Here is a 19,553-nt window from a genome sequence, read left to right on the forward strand (position 1 = left end):
CCTTTCACCATTGACCATTCACTATTCACTAGCTGTATAGAAGGCATATAATAGAATTTAAGAATTGCTTTATTTGAACTGCGTTTTCTAAATATGCGCAGACTGCAGTTTTGACCGACGCTGAAGGCGTCGAAGCATTAGCATGGGGCAACGCCCCATGAAAAAATAATAATTACAATCAAGCCTGAAGGGGCGCCAACAAAAAAGCCGCCCACAACGGAGCAGCTTTTGGATTTTTATCGAATAGCTTTCAACATAACTCTCTACTTAAATACACCTGTCGACATTACGCGAGTCCAATTGGCAGGCAAGGTTTTCACTCCAAAAATCTTTTCTATTACCAACGCAGTGTTTTTATTAATCCCGGCACACTAAAGCCATCCAATCCAATGATCACTACTCTTTGAGCTTTCTGTGCGTATATAGCGAGGCAGATAACAATTAAGATCAGGAATGATAATCTCTTCAGTCTGTTTTGCCTCATGCTCCGGCTTTTTCTGAGCGAGCACTTTCGTTTGCAGTCTTCACTATTGGCAATAGCTCAAGCAAATCGTTGATAATATATTCCGGATCTGCAGCTTTTAATTGTTCGTAAGTGTGTGCACCGGTAGTAATACCAATATTGATGCTGCAGCCTGCATTCTTTCCTTCTTCAACATCTATCGAAGAATCACCAACTTTAATCACCTCTTTTGCATCGCTTACACCAAGTTGCTTCATAGCATACAGTATCATGTCCGGCTTTGGCCTGTTTTCACCAACATCAGATGCGGTAACAAGCGCGTCAATATCATCACCAATTTTCCAACCGATCTTTTCAACCAATGTCTCAGCAGTTTCCCTGTTGTAACCCGTGTTTAATACCACTTTTATGCCCTGCTGTTTTAATGTATGAAAAAGCCTGGTAGCGTTGCTTTGTTCAAAAATGTCCTGTGTGCGGTAAGCGTTCTCCAATTTTTGCCTGAAATTTTCAAATATTTTGTTGGCAAGGTTATCATCCTGTTTACCAACCAGGGCGAGCACGCTTTTTATTGCCTGCAACTTTTCTTTGCCGGCGCCAACTTCCAAAACCTGTTCAAGCGAAAAATCGAATCCTTCTTCGTTAATGGCTTCACGTACTGTTTTGTACACCACATTGTTTTCATCCACTGTGGTTCCCGCCATGTCAAAAACAACCATTGTAATCATACTATCTTTTTATGAGGTGAATTGTTTAGCCAGCATTGGTTGCCGGTGGTTTGTTTTATTTGTTAATACAACACGTTCATGGCAATAACCTGCACCATCTTGTCTTAAATTCCGCGCGTGCCAACAACTTAATAGGCTGGTCCAGGTTAATCTCAGTCACCAAATATATTTCTTTATACGAAATTATTTTTCTTATAAGTAAATTTTTAATTTTAGCCTTTAAATAATCATTAAGTGATGGAACAGGACTCTTTAGGGCATGGACAATTGGTTTACTATAAAATAGGCGGGCTGATAAGGCAATACAGGAAAGAAAAGGACCTGAAATTGCTCGACCTTTCGGCAATTACCGGCATTAAAAGCGCAATGTTGTCAAAAATTGAAAATGGCCGGATGATTCCTACCATTCCGACACTTTTCACTATTATTAATAAACTGGGGATCCGTCCGGAGACTTTCTTTTCACAACTTAGCACGGAGAGTGATTTTCCTGGTTACTTTTTTCTTCCCAAATCAGGCTTTACGGTTTATGAAAAGGAAGAAAGTGCGATTGGCTTTGAGTATAAATCTATTCTTGAATACAATTTTGAAGGAGGGGCCTTTCAAATATCATTTTTAACACTGCAGCCCGGCGCGAAACGAAGCCAGGTTACCACTGCCGCTTTTGAATTTATTTACGTGCTAAGCGGTAACTTAAAGTATGCGTTAGAAGATAAAATATTTGAACTGAGCGAGGGCGATGCGCTTTTCTTTGACGGAGCCATAGGGCATGTACCTGTTAATGATAGTAATATGACAGTAACGCTGCTGGTATTGTATCTTTTTACGGAACAAGGCAAACCGGGCGGAGGTTTTTGAACCATATAAGTAAAGTGTCGGCCGCGCCAACGTTTCCTGGCAAACAACTGATAAAGCTTAAAGCCCAAAGCCTAAAGCCTAAAGCTGACCGAAGCGAAGTTTTTAAACCATATAAGTAAGGTGTCGGCCGCGCCAACGTTTCTTTGTTAACAACTGATAAAGCTTAAAGCCTAAAGCTGACCGAAGCGAAGTTTTTTAAACCATATAAGGCATATAAGAGCTTTTGCCCAGGATAATAGAAACACTTAAACGACAATATATTTACTTAACCAGTTCGGACCTTCACCATTGACCATTCACTATTCACCAGTTGCATATAAGTAAGGTGTCGGGCGCCAACGTTTCTTTGTAAACACGGATAAAGCTTAAAGCCCAAAGCCTAAAGCTGACCGAAGCGAAGTTTTTTAAACCATTTAAGAAATATAAGAGCAAATAAGAGCTTTTGCCCAGGATAATAATAACACTTAAACGACAATATATTTACTTAACCAGCTCGGACCTTCACCATTGACCATTGACTATTCACCAGTTGCATAGAAGGGATGTAAGAGAATATAAGTTTTTCCGCTTCGCGGAATTTCCAGGTTCCGCAGCCTTACCCTATCACCCACTGCGATTATTGTAAAACACAAATTGGTATAAGAATACAACACTGTATAGACCTGAACGGAGGTTTTTGAACCATATAAGTAAGGTGTCGGGCGCCAACGTTTCTTTGTAAACACGGATAAAGCTTAAAGCCCAAAGCCTAAAGCTGACCGAAGCGAAGTTTTTTAAACCATTTAAGAAATATAAGAGCAAATAAGAGCTTTTGCTTAGGATAATAATAACACTTAAACGACAATATATTTACTTAACCAGCTCGGACCTTCACCATTGACCATTGACTATTCACCAGTTGCATATAAGTAAGGTGTCGGCTGCGCCAACGTTTCTTTGTAAACAACTGAAAAGCTTAAAGCCCAAAGCTGACCGAAGCAAAGTTTTTTAAACCATATAAGGCATATAAGAGCATATAAGAATTTTGCCTACAATAATAATTGCAGTTAAACGACTTTATATTTACTTAGCCAGACCGGACTTTCACCATTGACTATTGACTATTCACTAGTTGTAATAGAAGGGATGTAAGGGAATATAAGTTTTTCCGCTTCACGGAATTTCAGGTGCCGCAGCCTTCTCGATCACCCACTGCGATTAATTGTAAAAGACAAATTGCTATAAGAATACAACACTGTATAGACCTGAGCGGGGGTTTTTGAACCATATAAGTAAGGTGTCGGGCGCCAACGTTTCTTTGTAAACACGGATAAAGCTTAAAGCCCAAAGCCTAAAGCTGACCGAAGCGAAGTTTTTTAAACCATTTAAGAAATATAAGAGCAAATAAGAGCTTTTGCCCAGGATAATAATAACACTTAAACGACAATATATTTACTTAACCAGTTCGGACCTTCACCATTGACCATTGACTATTCACCAGTTGCATAGAAGGGATGTAAGAGAATATAAGTTTTTCCGCTTCGCGGAAATTCCGGTTCAACACGTTGGTTTATTTTATTCGGTGATTGGGTTTTGAGTACAGATCGCGGCAAAAGTAAATTAAGACTGAAAGTCGGAGGCTTAGCAGAGAATAGGTCCGTCGCGTCGACGCCTCTTTGCGCTCGCTGCGTGAAACAAATTTCTTTTTTCTTCAAAACAATGAATCGCTGCAAGCGATAGTGTAAGACTAACAAGCCAGGAGGCTTCGCAGAGCTTGCAGCGGGGACAATTCGCACGTCTTTGCATGAGGCTGAAGGCCTCATATCATTAGCCCGGGGCAATCCACTGGGAAAAATAGCAAACGGTGATCAAGCGGTCAAAGGGCGCAATAAAAATATTAAAATACTGAGGTCTTCAGGAAAAGCCTTTGTATTGTTGATTGAGAGATTGCAAAATTTCTGGTCAGTGATTTCCTATCCTGAACGCGACTTTGCATTTGCCCGTAGGGCATCAAGCTCAATAGTAAATTCGCGTTAGTGCATGTATTGTCCGTAGGACATATACCAATTACACATCACCATCGGGTTTCCGCACCCTATTCGCGTTCAACTTCGGCGCAATAAAAAACAAAAACACACCGCATACGAACAGAAATACAGATAACATTTCCGCCTGCGTAGGATGAAATCCCCAAAAATCATATCGTACATCCACGCGGATTTTTTCAATTGTAAACCGCTCAATGGCGGCGAACATAAGATAGATAGCCGATATTCTTCCGGCCATCCTGATCTGTTTGCGGATCAACATTAAAATGGCAAATAAAAAAAGACAAAGGATCAATTCATATAATGGTGTTGGAAAAACCGGTACCGCCAGTTTGTTGCAATAATCATCCCAGGTGCAATCCTGCATATATATGCCCTTCCTTAACACATTGTGCGGGTAATCGTAGCTCCACAACCACGACGGCAGCCAACCGTAAGGATTAGGATTCGGATTATTTATTCCCCAGTCACCGTCACCCGCTATCTGGCAGCCGATGCGGCCAAGGCCATAGCTCAGCATCAGCGAAGGCGCCAATGCATCGGCCATACGCATACGTTGTACGCCAAACTTGTAATGATAATACCACATAGCAAAAGTGGCGACGATAAAACCACCGAGGTAAGCAAATCCGGTTGACGCGAAAATGTTTTTGATGGGATCATTCAGAAACGCGTTCCAGTTTTCCATCAAGCCAAAAACCTTCGCGCCAATAATGCCGGAAATAGCCGCAACCAATATCGCCTTGGGAACATACTCATGCGGATAAACTGCAATCACTTTTTTCTCCGGCCTGTACAGGCGCTGCATATAACCGACGTACAGCGTCACTGTTGCCCAGATAATTCCTAATAAAACCCCCACCGGTATGTTGCCTTTCCAGGAGAACAGGTATTCTTTATTATCAGTTATCTCATACGGTGTGAACAATAAACCAACCAGTTTAAATCCTGCAAGAAATCCCAGTATCAGGTGAAGTAAAACGCGTTTAATAAGAGTGCGTTTACCAATTGTTATGGTCTTTGTTATATAAGTAAGTTCACGGTTCTTTTCCTTTCGCCTCAGTTCATACCCCCACAGCCAGGCGCCGGGAATAAATGCTAGCGCCATAAAAAAACCGGCGGAGCTGATCACCTTTAAAAAAGGGACATTTATTCCAAACAGCTCTTTTATGACGTAATATAAATTGGGATACATTATTGCTTTCGATCATCTTTATGACGATAGAAATACTATTGCTGTCATAAAGATTTATTCGTTGTAAGAGAATTTTTTATTTGCGGTCATGCCCTGGTAGTCATCCGTTCTGAACGGCACCACCGGCAATCCCTGTCCGTTATACAGGTCAACATCACCCGGGTTACTGCTCCATGCATAGCGCACCGATACAGGTGTTTTAACATCCGGGCCGTATACAACAACGGTGTTCTCACCTTTTACATATGCTTTTGCCCAATGATAAACTTTGTCCGGCCCCGCAACGCTAAACCCACGCACATAACCATATTTATCCCTGCTGGTGAAATTGCCGGTGAAGGTAACGATAATGCTATCTCCAACCACCTGCATGTTTTTATAACGCGGACTCTGATGAATACTATCTATGCCGTATGCCATATTCAATGCAGTTATAGCGAGACGATTGCCGACGGACATTTTATCGTGCGGATGCAGATCATTGGCTTCACCTACATCAATGGTTGTTGCCATGCCGGTATTGGGCAAAGACAATGCCGAAGTCTGTGCTTCGCGAAGCTCGGCCCATTCGCTGTTTCCCGGCTGTTTATCTTCGGGCATAAAGTTGGGAAGCTGAACAAGCAAAAATGGCAGATCTCCCTGGTTAAATTGTTTGCGCCAGTCTTTGATCATCGCTGGCAGCAGATCTTTGTATTCTTCCGCTCTTCCTGCATTGGCCTCGCCCTGGTACCAGGTAAATCCTTTAATGGACAATTGCGTGAGCGGTGCAATGTTCGCATTGTATAAAACAGTTGGCGATCCGAATATGTATGCGTTAGAAACCAATGGTCTTTTAAATGATGAAGCGTTGATCTTTACACCGGTTTTATATTTCCATTCACCCGCCCAATAGGGTGCCCAGAACATATTGAACATGCCGCCCTTTCCGCCTGCATCAAAAACACGCACTACAACAATATTGTCTTTTGGTTTTATGATGTTAGCCGGAATTTTATACGAACGCATATTCTGATTACCATAACCCTCTCCTACTTTAACTCCGTTGATCCAAACAATATCATAGTCATCAACCTGGCCATAATTTATATAGGCATTGCCTGCAAAATCATGCGGAAAAGAATCGAAACTTCTTCTGAACCAAACAGAACCATCATAGTCTTTTAAGTTCTTATCCTCCCAATGCGCAGGAAGATGCATGGTTTGCCAACTTGTTACATCTGTTTCGGATTTGAACCATTCTTCTTTTAATCCCGGATCATCTTTTAAATAATATTTTTTGTTCCAGTCGGCTTTTGTCTTTTCAAAATCATTGTTCATCTCCGCCATGCTTTTATTGGGCGCGAGGTAGAGGTTGTAATAATTATTAAACTGCGGAAACTGGTGAATGGCCTCATTGCTCATCCACTCTTCAATGGCAGTGGCGCCAAGGTTGTCGCTGATCAGTCCGATCGGCACATTCAGATGTTTTTGTAAATAACTTCCAAAGAAGAAACCCACAGCCGCAAAGTCGCCCACATTTTTTTCTGTAGCCATTTTCCATTCACCACCTTTTAATGTATCCTGCGGTGCATAGTCCATTCCAATGCCGGCTGTAAATAAACGGATGTTATTGTTGTTGAAAAAAGAGGTATCTGCCTTCGGGCGCGCGTCACGCGTTTTAAATTGCATATTACTCTGGCCACCGCAGACCCATACATCACCAAACAAAACATTGTCCAGCTCAATTGTATTAGTGCCTTTGATGGTCAATTTGTACGGACCGCCGGCAGGTGTTGCAGGCAGACTTATTTTCCATTTGCCATTTACAGGCGCTGCTTTATAAGAGGCATTATTAAATTCAATCGTAACATTTTCCCCTTTATCCGCAGTTCCCCAAATATTGCAGGGCTTGTCACGTTGAAGCACCATATTACTTTGAAACAGTACCGGCAACTTTACATCAGCTTTTGAATTAAGCGCTGGTATGGAAAACAATATTGCAAATGCGGTTTTTATTGTTCGCTTCATTATTTAGTATTGATCAGACTAAAACTAATTTACTTTTTCGATAGATACTTTGTGTGCTACAGGTTTTGCAAGCTGATACATTTTGTCCGTCATCTCATCCATTTGTTTTTGCACTTTATCCCGCGCTGATTTCTCATGTAGCTCCAGGTATGCATCTTTCTTGCCTCCGATGAACGGATTCTTTTTTGCTTCGGCGATCACCGAATCCGTAATAGCGGGAGTGTCTTTTAAAAATAAACCTCTGTCATACAGAAAATCATAGCTGACCCAATAGAAAGAGCGCAATTTATCCTCAAGATCCTTTCTCTTCAATTGAAGGTCCATTATCTGCTTTGCCTGGTGGTATTGCGGGGTGGTGCTGATCATTGCAAGGTTAACTCCGCCGTTTAATGCAGCGCCGGTATAAGAGCCGATCAACTGCCCGTCGATTTTCAGATTGTAATTGGCTGATTGATCAAGATGCTGAACCTGTAGTAATTCGCTATTAAACTCTTTCGTAAAAGGAATTACATCAAGCGCTTCGTATTGCTTTTGCGGATTCCAAAACACGCGTGCTGTTGAGTCGATCGGGAAAGGAAGTGATTTAGCCAGGTAAGTAAATGCGATATTGTTGTTCTTTTTCTGCAGGCCGGAGATACTTGCATTTTCTGCTTTCAACGTTTTTGCTGCGTTTGCATCAATGACAATATCAGCAATTGGCTTGTTGGCCAATCCCTGTGCTTTAAGAAACAAATAAGCCATCACCAAATGACCAGCATTGCCCGGATGGATCCTGTCAGGGCCGGTGATCGTAAACGCTGTGTCTTTTTGCTGGCCTTTTTTATTGATCTCTGTCATCGGGTAAAAGAGATCTACGAAAGCCCAGTTGTTTTTAGCCGCTTCTTCTTTTTGAAAAGCGCAAATGCCTTCCATGGTTTTAAACTTACCCCAAAAAGGTTCTTTACCATTTTTTACCGTTTCATCATAAGGAGATGAAAGCATCATGATCTTTTTAAGATCTTTTATGCCGTTCAGTTTATCGCGGATGCGCGTGAACCATTTGTAAGAAGTATCAATGGCGGATTTGCGAACGCTGTCCGTTTTATCCTTATGCATCGGGTATTCAAAATAACGGCTGTCATTCATTCCAAAACTTACGGATAGTACAGTTGGTTTTTTAGCCAGTATATCATCATCCAGTCGGACATAGATCTGCCTTGCCACATCTCCCCCAATACCCCCGTTTATTACTTCAATTTTTCTTTCCGGGAAATGGGTGATATAATACAGCCAGATATAAGTTTCGTAAAACCCCGCTTCAGTAATGCTGTTGCCGGCAAATACTACGCGGTCACCTTGTTTAAAAGGTTCAGGAGACTTTTGCGAAAAAGCCGGTGAAAAGAATATTGCGCAAATGCCCAATGTCATTAACCTTGATCTCATAGAATGCTTTTTTAAAAGATAAATCTCCTTACAAGTGTGTTAAAACCCGGTTTACCTCTATCGGGTAGCAAAGGTTAACAAGTTCTGCAACAACGATGCCGCCGGTCGAAAAACAAAGTCGTCCTATATTGACAAACGAAAGTAATCATGATGCACATCATATACTTCGGCTCATGAATACTGCAATAGCTGCTGTTAAAACCGTGAGTTGTGTATAATCAACATGGTAAATTTAAAATTTACACAAACGTTTGTGTTATGAAATATGTCTGAACATGCTTAAATTAGGCGTACATCTCTAATTCTGCATGTATCACCTCCAGACTGACGAACGGCTGCTTGAACTGTTAAGCGACCATGACGATCGTGCCTTCACGGAAATATACGAGCGTTATTGGGAGCAATTGTCTTTATACGTTTTGAAGGTGACCCAATCTTCTGAAGAAGCGAGCGATATTGTACAGGAAATCTTTGTCTCTCTGTGGAAAAGACGCAATGAACTGCAGATTAACGGTCCTCTTTCCGCATACTTAATAAAAGCTGCACGCAATCTTAGCATACGCTATATTGAAAAAAATATCCGCAAACGTAATTTCCTTTCTACACTCAGTAGTCATTTTGTACAGGAAGATTCTTCTACCGAAAGTAAAGTGACATCACATGAACTGGAGTCTGTCGTAATAAAAGCGGTTGACAAACTTCCTCCCAAAATGCGCACGGTTTTTTTGTTGAGCAGGGGCGAAAACCTCTCCCACAAAGAGATTGCAAAGCGTTTGGGTATTGCCGAACGTACCGTAAAAAAACAGGTTGGCAACGCATTGAAGGTCATTCGCACCCAAATGCATATTGTGTTAATCATGGCAATTCCCGTCTTCCATTTCCTCTCAGGCGTATTTTAAAATTTTTTTTCAAATCTTCTACTACCATCGTTCTGTTGCGGGAACTTATATGTGATACGTAAATATCTATCACCCAACTAACCGTTCATGAATCCGCAACAGGCAAAAGAACTCCTGGAAAAATACAGGCTTGGATTATGCACCGAGGAAGAAAAAAACGCAATTGAAGATTGGTTCAATTCTTTAAATGAAGAAGGTTCCTGGCAATGGTCGGAAGATGAACGCAATGTGTTCAAAGAACAATTAAAGAAGCGTATTGATAAGGAAATAACGGATGAGCAGCAAACGCCGGTAAGCAGAATGCGCAGCAACAGGTTTCTAAAGTATGTGGCAGCAGCATCGTTGTTAGCTGTTATTGCAACGGGTGCTTATTTTCTTTTCAATCGATCAGATAAAGAGAAAGAAAAAACGATAGCTGCAACAACCCAGTCATATAAAAATGATGTTAAGCCTGGCACAGATGGCGCTATTCTTACACTGGCCGATGGCCGCCAGGTAATGCTGGATAGTTCCGGAAACACTGTGCCGGTACAGGATGGCAACGTTCAACTGACGAACAAAGACGGAAAACTCACTTATTCGGTTAATGGAGAACAACAAGCGAACGAAGTACTTTCCTATAATACGGTTCAAACGCCAAGAGCGCGGCAGTTCAAATTGCATCTTTCAGATGGAACCAATGTTTGGTTGAACGCTGCTTCATCTATACGCTATCCGGTTGTTTTTGGTAAGAAGGAACGTGTAGTAGAGATAACCGGTGAAGTGTATTTTGAAGTTGCCAAACTGGTTGATGAAACCAATAAACAGCCCGTACCATTTACCGTGCATATACAAAAGGCATCAGGCGACGCGGGTGAAGTTCAGGTGTTGGGAACACACTTTAATATTAATGCATATGATGATGAAGACGATATTAAAACGACGTTGGTTGAAGGAAAAGTAAAAGTAAAAAAACAGCAGGAGGAGGTTTTCCTGTTACCCGGCAACCAGGCAAAAATGGATAAGAAGGGAAAATTTACGGTTGTAAAAGATGCTGATATAACCAATGTAATGGCGTGGAAGAATGGCCTCTTCAGCTTTGATAATGCAGGTGTTCAGGTTGTGATGAACCAGTTGGCGAGATGGTATGATATTGAAGTGGAATATGCTGGTGGAAAAGTACCAAATGATCGTTTCTGGGGAGATATTCAAAGAAATGCGAGACTATCAACTGTATTGAAAATGCTTGAAATAAGCGGGGTGAAGTTTACGCTGGAAGGCAATAAGGTCACCGTTTTAAAATAACTCTTTTCATAACAATCTATCATCACGAAAAACAAACGCTTATGACAAACGAAAGCTAATTTCTCCACTACTCAATTTTTAACAGGTATGGCTCAAAATAAAACCGGAAAGTGTCGGTAGCACTTCCCGGAGTCTTCACGAATGTGAAATGATTTTGGTCATTCCTGTGTAACGCTAATTACTTTCCCACAAAGTGGGAACAGGTATTCTATTAACCAAAATCTAAGTAAAGTTATGTATTCCAAAACTTATTGCATGTCCTTTTTAAAAGGACGTTTTCCCACCGGCCTGCTTGCCATTAACTACTTTAAAAAGGTTTGCGGGAAAACAAACAATACAATTTTTCTCGCTATGAAACTGACCGTTTATATCCTTTTGGTTGCCTGCCTGCAGGTAAGTGCCAAAGGAAGTGCGCAGCGTGTAAGCATTGTAAGAAAGAACGTTGCACTGAAGGAAGTTTTTAAAGAAATTCAGAAGCAAACGGGCTACACGGTATTTTGTAATTATAAGATATTAGAAAAAGCAAAGAACGTTGATGTAGATATTAGCAAAGGTTCCCTGGAAGAACTGCTGAATGCTACGTTAAGAACGCAGGGGCTTGACTACAATATTGAAGAGAAAATGATTGTTGTGTTTGAGAAAAAACAGGATGAAGATGATCTGTTTTTGCCGGGGGCTGCTCTTCCTCCGCCGGCCACCATTATTACAGGAAAGGTACTTGATGAAAACGGAGAAGCCCTTGTTGGTGCATACGTTTTATTGAAGGGAACCAAAACAGGTGTGGCTACAGGTGAAAAGGGAGAGTTTGCGATCAGCATTCCTGATGATGTTGCAAAAGTTCTATTGATCACTTATGTCGGCAAACAGTCGGTAGAAATAAAGCTGGGCGATAAAAGAGAAATAACTGTAAATCTGCTGACATCCATAGAAGATAAACAAGAGGTAATTATTGTAGGTTACGGATCTCAAAAAAGAGAAAACCTGACCGGTTCTGTTGGAACAGTTAAATCTGAAAGGCTGGCTGACAGGCCAACTGCATCGCCGGCAACATTGCTGCAGGGCCTGGCTCCGGGTGTTACCGTTATGCAAAGCGGTGGCTACCCAGGCGCAGGTGCAAGCATCAAAATAAGAGAAGTTGCAACCTGGCAGGGTAGTACTGATCCGTTATATGTGATTGATGGTGTAATTCGTAATGCAAGTGTGTTTGCTTCACTCAATCCCTCAGACATCGACAATCTCAGCTTGTTAAAAGACGCGGCTTCTGCTTCCATTTATGGTATGCAGGCCGGCAATGGTGTTATATTGGTTACAACAAAAAGAGGCAACTCGGATAAAACACAGATCTCCTACAATGGCTCTTACACTACCAATAAGCCAACTGTAAAGCCACCCCGGATGAACGCCTTTGAGGCATACACTTTTGCAAACAAAGCCTTTGCACAGAAAGGTCTTCCGGCAAATGATCCCACTTTCTACAGCGATGATGAACTCGAATATTTTAAAACACATTCCTACGACTGGGTAGATGAGACCTGGAGAGATCCATGGAACACCAACCATGTGCTTTCTATGAGCGGCGGCGCAAAAAATGTACGCTACTATGTATCCGGCGGCTATCTAAGCCAGACAGGTTCCAGTTCTAACAAATACAACAAATATAATTTGCTGGCAAAACTGGATGGACAGATCAATAGTTCGCTCAGCTTTACGCTGGATGTAAATGCTTCCTGGGACAAAGGTGACCGTCCTTATTGGGCATATGATTACGGAGATCCCAACCTGTCAAACATCTACAACCGTCTCTTGATGGTTACGCCGGGCCGTCCTGCGTTTATCAATGGCTTGCCGGTAGGTAACTTTGACAATACAAATACTGCAAACCTGGCAGAAGGTGCGGGTGGTTATATCAGGCCTTATAACTCCAATATCTCTCCTACGTTTCAGTTGAAATATAATATTCCCGGCATTAAAGGGTTGTCAGCTAAAGGAATGTTTGCATACAATACTTACAATGGTTATACAAAAACCTTTGCCAATGCACCCTATATCTATTATTTCAAAACCGCCGGGCAGCACAACCACATCATAACAGATGAGCTTGACTCAGCCAGAACGGGTGGATATAAAATACTTGACCAGGCGCAAACCGCCGGTGCAGGTGCTTCACAGGTATTGTCTGAAACATGGACGATAAACAGCAACTACCAGTTGGATTTTATGTTGAACTACAACCGTGTTTTTGGTGAGCACAACATTTCCGCATTTGTTGCATATGAACAACTAAAAAGCTGGGGTAAATACATTACAGGCAAGGGCAACTATTTTGATAACCTGAACTTCCAGGAATTCAATGGTGCCTCTACATCACCGGCCAATCGCACCGTTTCCGGTAATCAGCAAAACCTTGCCGGACAAGCTTCTTATTTTGGCAGGATTGATTATAACTATGCCAACAAGTATATGCTCGGCGTCACTTTCAGAGCAGACGGTTCCTATATCTTTCCTCCGGAAAACAGATGGGGTTATTTTCCTGCCGCTTCTGCAGCGTGGAATATCTCTAACGAAAACTTTTTTGCGGGCCTGAGAAAAACCATCGATTACATGAAGCTGCGTTTCTCTTATGGCATAACCGGATCAAACAATACAGCAGCCTGGCAATGGCAGCAGAACTATACGTTTAACTCTAATTCCGGCGTATATCTTGGCAACGGAAATCCTCCTTCAACCGTTCTTGGAGGAACCATCAATCCAAACATTACCTGGGAAAAGAACCGCAACTACGACCTTGGTCTTGACGTAAGTATGCCCAACCGGCTGATAAGTGCAACAATTGATTTGTGGGCAAAGAAAACAAAAGACATCCTTGGTCAGCGTAACGCATCAATACCAAGCACTGTCGGTGCCTCACTGCCCGCAGTGAACTATGGTAAAGCATCTGCAAAGGGTATTGAGATCGCCGTTTCGCATGAAAATAAAATTGGCAACGTGTTTTACAGGGTAGGTGCCAACTGGTCCACTTCTACCAATAAATATATTGAAGTAGATCAGGCTGCTTCTGTCAGAGATCCGGAAAATAAAATCGGCAAACCGGTAGCGGGCTGGATAACCGGTTATGTGTCTGAAGGTATTATCAGAACACAGGCAGATGTTGATGCCATACTCAGTAAGAACGGCGCGGGTTTTACCATTTTTGGCAATGCGCCTAAGCCCGGTATGTTGTTGTATAAAGATATCAGAGGTCCGTTGGGTCAGGACAAACCTGATGGCAAAATTGATGGTAATGATGCCATTCCGCTCTCATTCAACGGAATACCAAGAGTGAACTATGGACTCAATTTTACAGTGGGTTGGAAAGGGTTGGATGTAACTGCAATTTTCGCAGGCATAGCAAAGTATGATATCATGCCAACGGATGTATATGTTAGAAGACCATTGCCGGGAAACAATAACCTGAAGATCTGGCAAAATGCATGGACTCCTGAAACAGCCGCTACTGCCGACATGCCCAGCCCTGTGTGGAACGACTGGCAGATAGGTTCTAATGCTGAAGTTGCGTCTACTTTCTGGATGAACAATGGTGCATTCCTGCGCTTAAAATCGCTGATCGTTAACTACAACCTTCCCCAGGCGTGGTTCAGGCATACACAATTGCAAAATGCACGCATTTATTTCAGCGGCGAAAATTTGCATCAATGGAATCATACAGGTTATTATGATCCTGAGCGTGGTGGCGATTTCAGACAGTACCCGCTTATGAAGAGTTTCACTTTCGGGGCAAGTGTGAATTTTTAACCAGAAAACTAACTACAAATGAAAAAGATGAAATCAATCATACAAGCTACGATCGCGCTTATTTCTGCAGCTGTGCTTGGATCGTGCAACAAGGCATTTGATGTGGAACGAGTTGGCGCAGTAACACCAGAACAACAATGGGGATCTCCTGAGTTTATTGAATTCTATATCAATAATTTTTACAACGTGCTTCCGGCGTGGAACCGTAATGAAAATTATTCGGAAGAGGCCGGCACAACTACGTTACCTTCCGCTTTAAAAGGGACTGCACAAACCCAGGACGGTTATCCCGACAGAAGCTGGGACTATTCTTCCGTTAGAGGGCTGAATACTTTTTTTGCTAACATAGAAAATAGCAAGGCGATATTATCAGATGATCAATATAAAGTATTGAAAGGACAGGCCTACTTTTTCAGGGCCTATGTGTATTACAAAATGGTGAAAGTATTGGGCGGAGTGCCTATTATTACTGATGTGCAGGATCCTACATCAGACCCTAAACTCTTAATGGTTGCACGGAATACCAGTCTGGAATGTTTTGATTTTATTGAAAAACAACTGGATTCCGCTGCAATGTTATTGCCTTCCACGTGGGATGCCAACAACACAGGCCGCATTACCAAAGGTGCTGCACTGGCGGTAAAAGGAGAAATGCTGTTGCTAAAAGCCAGCCCCTTGTTCTGCAAAACAAAAAATCCTACGTACTGGACCAATGCTTATAACGCTTTGACCGCTGCAAAGAATGAGCTTGATGCCAATGGATATGGCCTGTATTCCGAAAGTTCTTTAAAAGCAACAGAAAACTGGTGGTACAAAAAGTCAGACGCAGCAAAAGAAATGGTGCTGTATCTGCGCTATAATTTTCCGAATAAGACCAATGGTTTCCAGGCTGCGCAACGCCCGCTGACTGTAAGCTCCGGCGCTGCTGGTGGCGCACAACCGACATGGGAGCTCGTTAAATCTTTTCCGATGAAAAATGGTAAAAGTATTACAGATCCTACCTCGGGTTATAATGAAAAGCAATATTGGAAAGATCGCGATCCGCGCTTTTATACAACCGTTGTGTATAATGGTGCGCAATACGATTTTGCTGGTGTGCCCAACAGAATACAATGGGTGTTCAATGGCATAGCCGGAGATGATGGGTATAAAACATTCAATTATACCGGGTTCTACGCAAGAAAAGAAATTGATACAACACTCAGTTCAACACTCTGGAATAACCAGGCATTTGACTGGCCCATTATCCGCTATGCCGAAGTGCTGTTAAACCTGGCTGAAGCGGCTAATGAAACAGGGCATTCTGCAGATGCAAAAACACTGATGATCAGCGTAAGGCAACGGGCGCATATTAACGCCGGCGCAGGTGATTATGGACTTGCTGCAAATGTTGGCTCGGACTACCAGGCGACGCTCAATGCAATCATGCTGGAACGCCAGGTTGAGTTTACACTTGAAGGAAAACGTTTTTGGGATTTGAGACGCAGACGGATGTTTGGCGTACTTAACAATTACGGCACCATGCACGCATGGGGCCCATATCTCAACAAACAGGCTGCCAAAACCTACGGAATTGATACTACAGGCTCCAACAGCGAAATAGCGCAAAGGCTGAGCAACGTTGTACTCAATCCCGGCAGCATTGATGTGAACAAGTTTTTGCAGGACATTACAAATTATTCTCACGATCCGATCGATATCAGCTCTACCAACCAGATCAATATGAAGGACTACTATTATTTTGGTCCGCTTGATCCGGCATGGATATTACAGGATCCTAATCTTAAACAAAATATCGGTTGGGATAACGGAGACTTCGATCCCACCATTCAATAGTTGAGCAGTTAGGAATAGTGGTGTCACCTCTCGTAGGTGATGCCACTTTAATTTGGACAAGTTCAGATGATCAAAGCTGCAAACCTTGCGCTGTTGATTGCTTCATCCCTTTATCCTGCTTTTAATTATCTCTCTTAACTACTAAGCATGCAAAACAATCTTCTTACAAAAATTGCACGGTACGCCGCCTGTTGTTCGATTTTTGTGACATCATTCATCGTGTCTTCTTTTTCGCCGGCGTCGGATATTACTTTGACTACCGACTGGCTCACCCTGCAGATAAACAATTCAGGAAACATAACTGGTATTGTTTCCAAAATAAATAGCAGGAATTACGGTGCTGCATCTATGCAGTCGCCATTGCTCACTTTGTACAAAGATTCTGTGTACATAAAGCCAACCAAAGCCGTGTACAACGGAGGGAAAAAGCAAATCACCCTTAACTTTTCAAATGGCTCCGTAGCGACAGTTGGTGTTGTTGGGAAAGGTGCCTACCTGCGGTTTGAATTGCAAAAGCTTATGCCACGCAATGGTGTGCAGGCAATAGTTTGGGGGCCATTTGCAACATCTATCCACGAATCAATAGGTGAAACGGTTTGCGTTGTACATGATAACGATTTTGCCGTTGGACTACAGGCTTTGAACATCAATACCATTGAAGGGTTACCGGATGGAAATGATAATGCCGGCGGCGGTAGCTTTATCGATCCCTTACCTGGACAGCATTTGCCGGATTCATTAAAAGATAAGGTCGGCATGCCAGTAGAAGTAAACGTGAATGTAACCGGTGATATGCCTGAATACGTGCGCATGTATCGCGGAAGCGCTGCAGTTAAGAAATCTTATGGAAGCGAGCTAAGATTGTTTTCAAGAGATAGAAGAATTCCGCGTATTGTAAATAATGGCAATGCAGGCAAGCATCAGTATGTGCAACCTGTGGATGTTGATTTTGCCGGCTCGGCCATTGCATTTTTTGGTTGTGAAGAAACAAAAGTCCTGGATGTGATTGGTGAAATAGAAAAGAATGAAAAGTTACCGCATCCCATGCTTAATGGTGAGTGGGTTAAACGGTCACCTGTGCCCGGGCAGGCATACCTGATGTATGAAGGGAAAGACATGACGCAGGGGATGGCTTATGCCGATAGTTGTGGATTTAAACTAATTCATGCGGGTGATTTATTTGAAAGCTGGGGACATTTTGGTCTTCATACTAAACGTTTCCCGCAGGGTGCTGCTGATATTGAAAAACTGACGAATACCGGCTGGCACCGTAACATAGCGTTGGGCGTTCATACGCTCACCATGTTTACGGGTACAAACGATGCGTATATTTCACCCGTTCCAAGCGACAGTCTTGCAAAATCTGGTACAACGTCGTTGTCAAAAGATCTATCGGAGGATGATAAGGACATCTTTATTGATGACCCATCTTTTTTCCGCAATGCTTTTGGAACACATACTGTAAAGATTGGAAAGGAGCTGATTAACTTCCGGGCTGTTTCGACAGAAGCTCCATGGCGCTTACTCGACTGCAAACGCGGTCAGTACAAAACGGCTAAAACAGGGCATAAAGCGGGTGAACGCGTGGACAAGCTTGTAAATAGTGATTACCAGGGCTTTTATCCTGACATTTATTTGCAGGATGCATTTGCCAAAAGACTTGCCACAGTATGTAACACAACCGGGCTCGGACTGATGGATTTTGACGGATACGGAGGCGAATCGCCCACCGGACACGGTACTTATGGCGCCGCCAGGTTTGTGGACCTTTGGTACAGGAGTTTGGATAAATATGTGCTTACCTGTGGCGCAGGAACATTTCATTATTACTGGCATATTTATTCCTTCATGAACTGGGGCGAGCCGTGGTACAACGCCTTACGTCAAAGCCAGGTCAATTACAGAATAGAAAATCAGCGTTATTTTAACCGCAACTATATGCCTCATATGCTGGGGTGGTTTAGCCTTGGTGCAGATTACCGCCCTGAAGAGATTGAATGGATCCAGGCGCGCAGTGCAGCATTTAATGCGGGCTATTTATTGAGAGTTGACGAGAGTATTGAAAAGAATGGATTTAAAACTGATGTTTTTAGTGCGATAAGAGAATGGCAAAGCGCACGAAACGCTAAGGCTTTCTCCAAAGATCAATTGAAACTATTGCAGGATCCAAAGAATGAATTTCATTTGGAAAAGACAGGAGACAAAAGCTGGAATTTATACCCGGTAAATCTTCAATCATCTTATGAGCACAAATTCCGCAGAGTGCAAACAGGTGAACCGGTAAGCACACGTTTAAGTGTACAAAATCCATATGCTGCGCAGCCTGCTAAGCTGTACATCACAATTCAGGCAGAGGAAGGCAATAAGACTGAAACTGTCTCAGCTATAAAAATTGAAATAAACAGTTATCAATCACTGGAAATAGATGAAGCGCTAAAGGCCGGTGACAGAATTGTTGTTGATGGTAAATCAGTTTATAAATGCGACGCTACATGGAACAAGATAAAAGAACTGAAAGTTGCCGGAATTCCGCAATTGAATGCAGGCGTTAACCAGGTTGTTGTAACAAGCGAGTTTTCATCAGAACAGTCTCCACGACTAAAGATGGAATTTAAGTTCGTTGGCGAGCCACAAAAAGTAAAAACCGGGGAATACGCAGGGATGAAAGCACCAAAGGGGGTTAAATAAGTAATCATTATTGTCCGGCTAAATTCAACAAGTGTGACCGCGGTCTTATCGATAATAGTTAGAGATTAACTTTTTGACGAACTAATCCCGAAGCCCGTTCGGTCAGGCGGGCTTCGGGATTGCATACCTCTGCTTATCTTCCTAATTAAAGTAGACGTCGTTAACGTTCGACTTGCACGCCACTTGCCTTTTTGCACTTTTAGTCAGCCAATAGTGAAAAGCAATTACTCATTACAGACAAAAAAACCCGCGGCAGCGTCGCAGGTTTTTTATTTGTGTGTATATGTTTTTATTTCTCGCTGTTAAGAGAACAAAAGTTGCCTGAACCTGGGTACTTCGTACCCGTCCGAATGCGCA

Annotated in this window: 11 protein-coding genes; 6 read left to right on the plus strand and 5 right to left on the minus strand. The window is 42.5% G+C overall.

Annotated features, from left to right (window positions below; translation table 11 throughout):
• Window positions 1-337 precede the first annotated feature (337 nt).
• Both QTN47_RS24560 and QTN47_RS24565 read right to left on the minus strand, forming a co-directional pair.
• Window positions 338-484, minus strand: coding sequence for a hypothetical protein (locus tag QTN47_RS24560; RefSeq protein WP_369332093.1), 147 nt, complete (start codon window positions 482-484; stop codon window positions 338-340).
• Entirely contained in the window at window positions 481-1,188 is a 708-nt protein-coding gene (locus tag QTN47_RS24565) for a phosphonatase-like hydrolase (RefSeq protein WP_369332094.1), read from the minus strand. Before QTN47_RS24565 ends, QTN47_RS24560 begins: the two co-directional genes overlap by 4 nt.
• Window positions 1,189-1,425: 237 nt before the next feature.
• Between QTN47_RS24565 and QTN47_RS24570 the strand changes: the two genes are divergently transcribed.
• Window positions 1,426-2,046 carry a helix-turn-helix domain-containing protein gene (locus tag QTN47_RS24570; RefSeq protein ID WP_369332095.1) on the plus strand — a complete coding sequence of 207 codons (621 nt, stop codon included), beginning with the start codon at window positions 1,426-1,428 and terminating at the stop codon, window positions 2,044-2,046.
• Window positions 2,047-4,092: 2,046 nt separating this feature from the next.
• Here QTN47_RS24570 and QTN47_RS24575 read toward each other — a convergent pair.
• Genes QTN47_RS24575 through QTN47_RS24585 form a run of 3 tightly spaced genes read right to left on the minus strand, consistent with a single transcriptional unit; the run spans window position 4,093 to window position 8,697 of the window.
• Window positions 4,093-5,268, minus strand: coding sequence for a prolipoprotein diacylglyceryl transferase (locus tag QTN47_RS24575; RefSeq protein WP_369332096.1), 1,176 nt, complete (start codon window positions 5,266-5,268; stop codon window positions 4,093-4,095).
• Window positions 5,269-5,322: 54 nt separating this feature from the next.
• Window positions 5,323-7,275 (minus strand): sialate O-acetylesterase, encoded by a 1,953-nt coding sequence (locus QTN47_RS24580; RefSeq protein WP_369332097.1) that lies wholly within the window; start codon window positions 7,273-7,275, stop codon window positions 5,323-5,325.
• A gap of 24 nt (window positions 7,276-7,299) precedes the next feature.
• A complete protein-coding gene (locus tag QTN47_RS24585; protein ID WP_369332098.1) occupies window positions 7,300-8,697 on the minus strand; it encodes an SGNH/GDSL hydrolase family protein in 1,398 nt (465 codons plus the stop codon).
• A 308-nt stretch (window positions 8,698-9,005) separates the two neighbouring features.
• Here QTN47_RS24585 and QTN47_RS24590 point away from each other — a divergent pair, with 308 nt between their 5' ends.
• The 5 genes from QTN47_RS24590 to QTN47_RS24610 all read left to right on the plus strand — a co-directional run bounded on the left by QTN47_RS24590 (window position 9,006) and on the right by QTN47_RS24610 (window position 19,196).
• Entirely contained in the window at window positions 9,006-9,596 is a 591-nt protein-coding gene (locus QTN47_RS24590) for an RNA polymerase sigma factor (protein ID WP_369332099.1), read from the plus strand.
• An 87-nt stretch (window positions 9,597-9,683) separates the two neighbouring features.
• Entirely contained in the window at window positions 9,684-10,880 is a 1,197-nt protein-coding gene (locus QTN47_RS24595; protein ID WP_369332100.1) for a FecR family protein, read from the plus strand.
• 255 nt (window positions 10,881-11,135) lie between these two features.
• Window positions 11,136-14,672, plus strand: coding sequence for a SusC/RagA family TonB-linked outer membrane protein (locus QTN47_RS24600; RefSeq protein WP_369332101.1), 3,537 nt, complete (start codon window positions 11,136-11,138; stop codon window positions 14,670-14,672).
• 18 nt (window positions 14,673-14,690) lie between these two features.
• Window positions 14,691-16,508 (plus strand): RagB/SusD family nutrient uptake outer membrane protein, encoded by a 1,818-nt coding sequence (locus tag QTN47_RS24605; protein ID WP_369332102.1) that lies wholly within the window; start codon window positions 14,691-14,693, stop codon window positions 16,506-16,508.
• 147 nt (window positions 16,509-16,655) lie between these two features.
• Window positions 16,656-19,196 carry a hypothetical protein gene (locus QTN47_RS24610; RefSeq protein ID WP_369332103.1) on the plus strand — a complete coding sequence of 847 codons (2,541 nt, stop codon included), beginning with the start codon at window positions 16,656-16,658 and terminating at the stop codon, window positions 19,194-19,196.
• Window positions 19,197-19,553 lie beyond the last annotated feature (357 nt).

This window comes from Danxiaibacter flavus (assembly GCF_041060425.1).
Classification (GTDB): domain Bacteria; phylum Bacteroidota; class Bacteroidia; order Chitinophagales; family Chitinophagaceae; genus Danxiaibacter; species Danxiaibacter flavus.

What these genes read in the sequence shown, in the direction of transcription:
- QTN47_RS24610 (WP_369332103.1), top strand. Translation starts at nt 16,656, where the DNA reads ATGCAAAACAATCTTCTTACAAAAATTGCACGGTACGCCGCCTGTTGT.
- QTN47_RS24560 (WP_369332093.1), bottom strand. Translation starts at nt 484, where the DNA reads ATGAGGCAAAACAGACTGAAGAGATTATCATTCCTGATCTTAATTGTT.
- QTN47_RS24600 (WP_369332101.1), top strand. Translation starts at nt 11,136, where the DNA reads ATGTCCTTTTTAAAAGGACGTTTTCCCACCGGCCTGCTTGCCATTAAC.
- QTN47_RS24565 (WP_369332094.1), bottom strand. Translation starts at nt 1,188, where the DNA reads ATGATTACAATGGTTGTTTTTGACATGGCGGGAACCACAGTGGATGAA.
- QTN47_RS24590 (WP_369332099.1), top strand. Translation starts at nt 9,006, where the DNA reads ATGTATCACCTCCAGACTGACGAACGGCTGCTTGAACTGTTAAGCGAC.
- QTN47_RS24570 (WP_369332095.1), top strand. Translation starts at nt 1,426, where the DNA reads ATGGAACAGGACTCTTTAGGGCATGGACAATTGGTTTACTATAAAATA.
- QTN47_RS24605 (WP_369332102.1), top strand. Translation starts at nt 14,691, where the DNA reads ATGAAAAAGATGAAATCAATCATACAAGCTACGATCGCGCTTATTTCT.
- QTN47_RS24595 (WP_369332100.1), top strand. Translation starts at nt 9,684, where the DNA reads ATGAATCCGCAACAGGCAAAAGAACTCCTGGAAAAATACAGGCTTGGA.
- QTN47_RS24585 (WP_369332098.1), bottom strand. Translation starts at nt 8,697, where the DNA reads ATGAGATCAAGGTTAATGACATTGGGCATTTGCGCAATATTCTTTTCA.
- QTN47_RS24580 (WP_369332097.1), bottom strand. Translation starts at nt 7,275, where the DNA reads ATGAAGCGAACAATAAAAACCGCATTTGCAATATTGTTTTCCATACCA.
- QTN47_RS24575 (WP_369332096.1), bottom strand. Translation starts at nt 5,268, where the DNA reads ATGTATCCCAATTTATATTACGTCATAAAAGAGCTGTTTGGAATAAAT.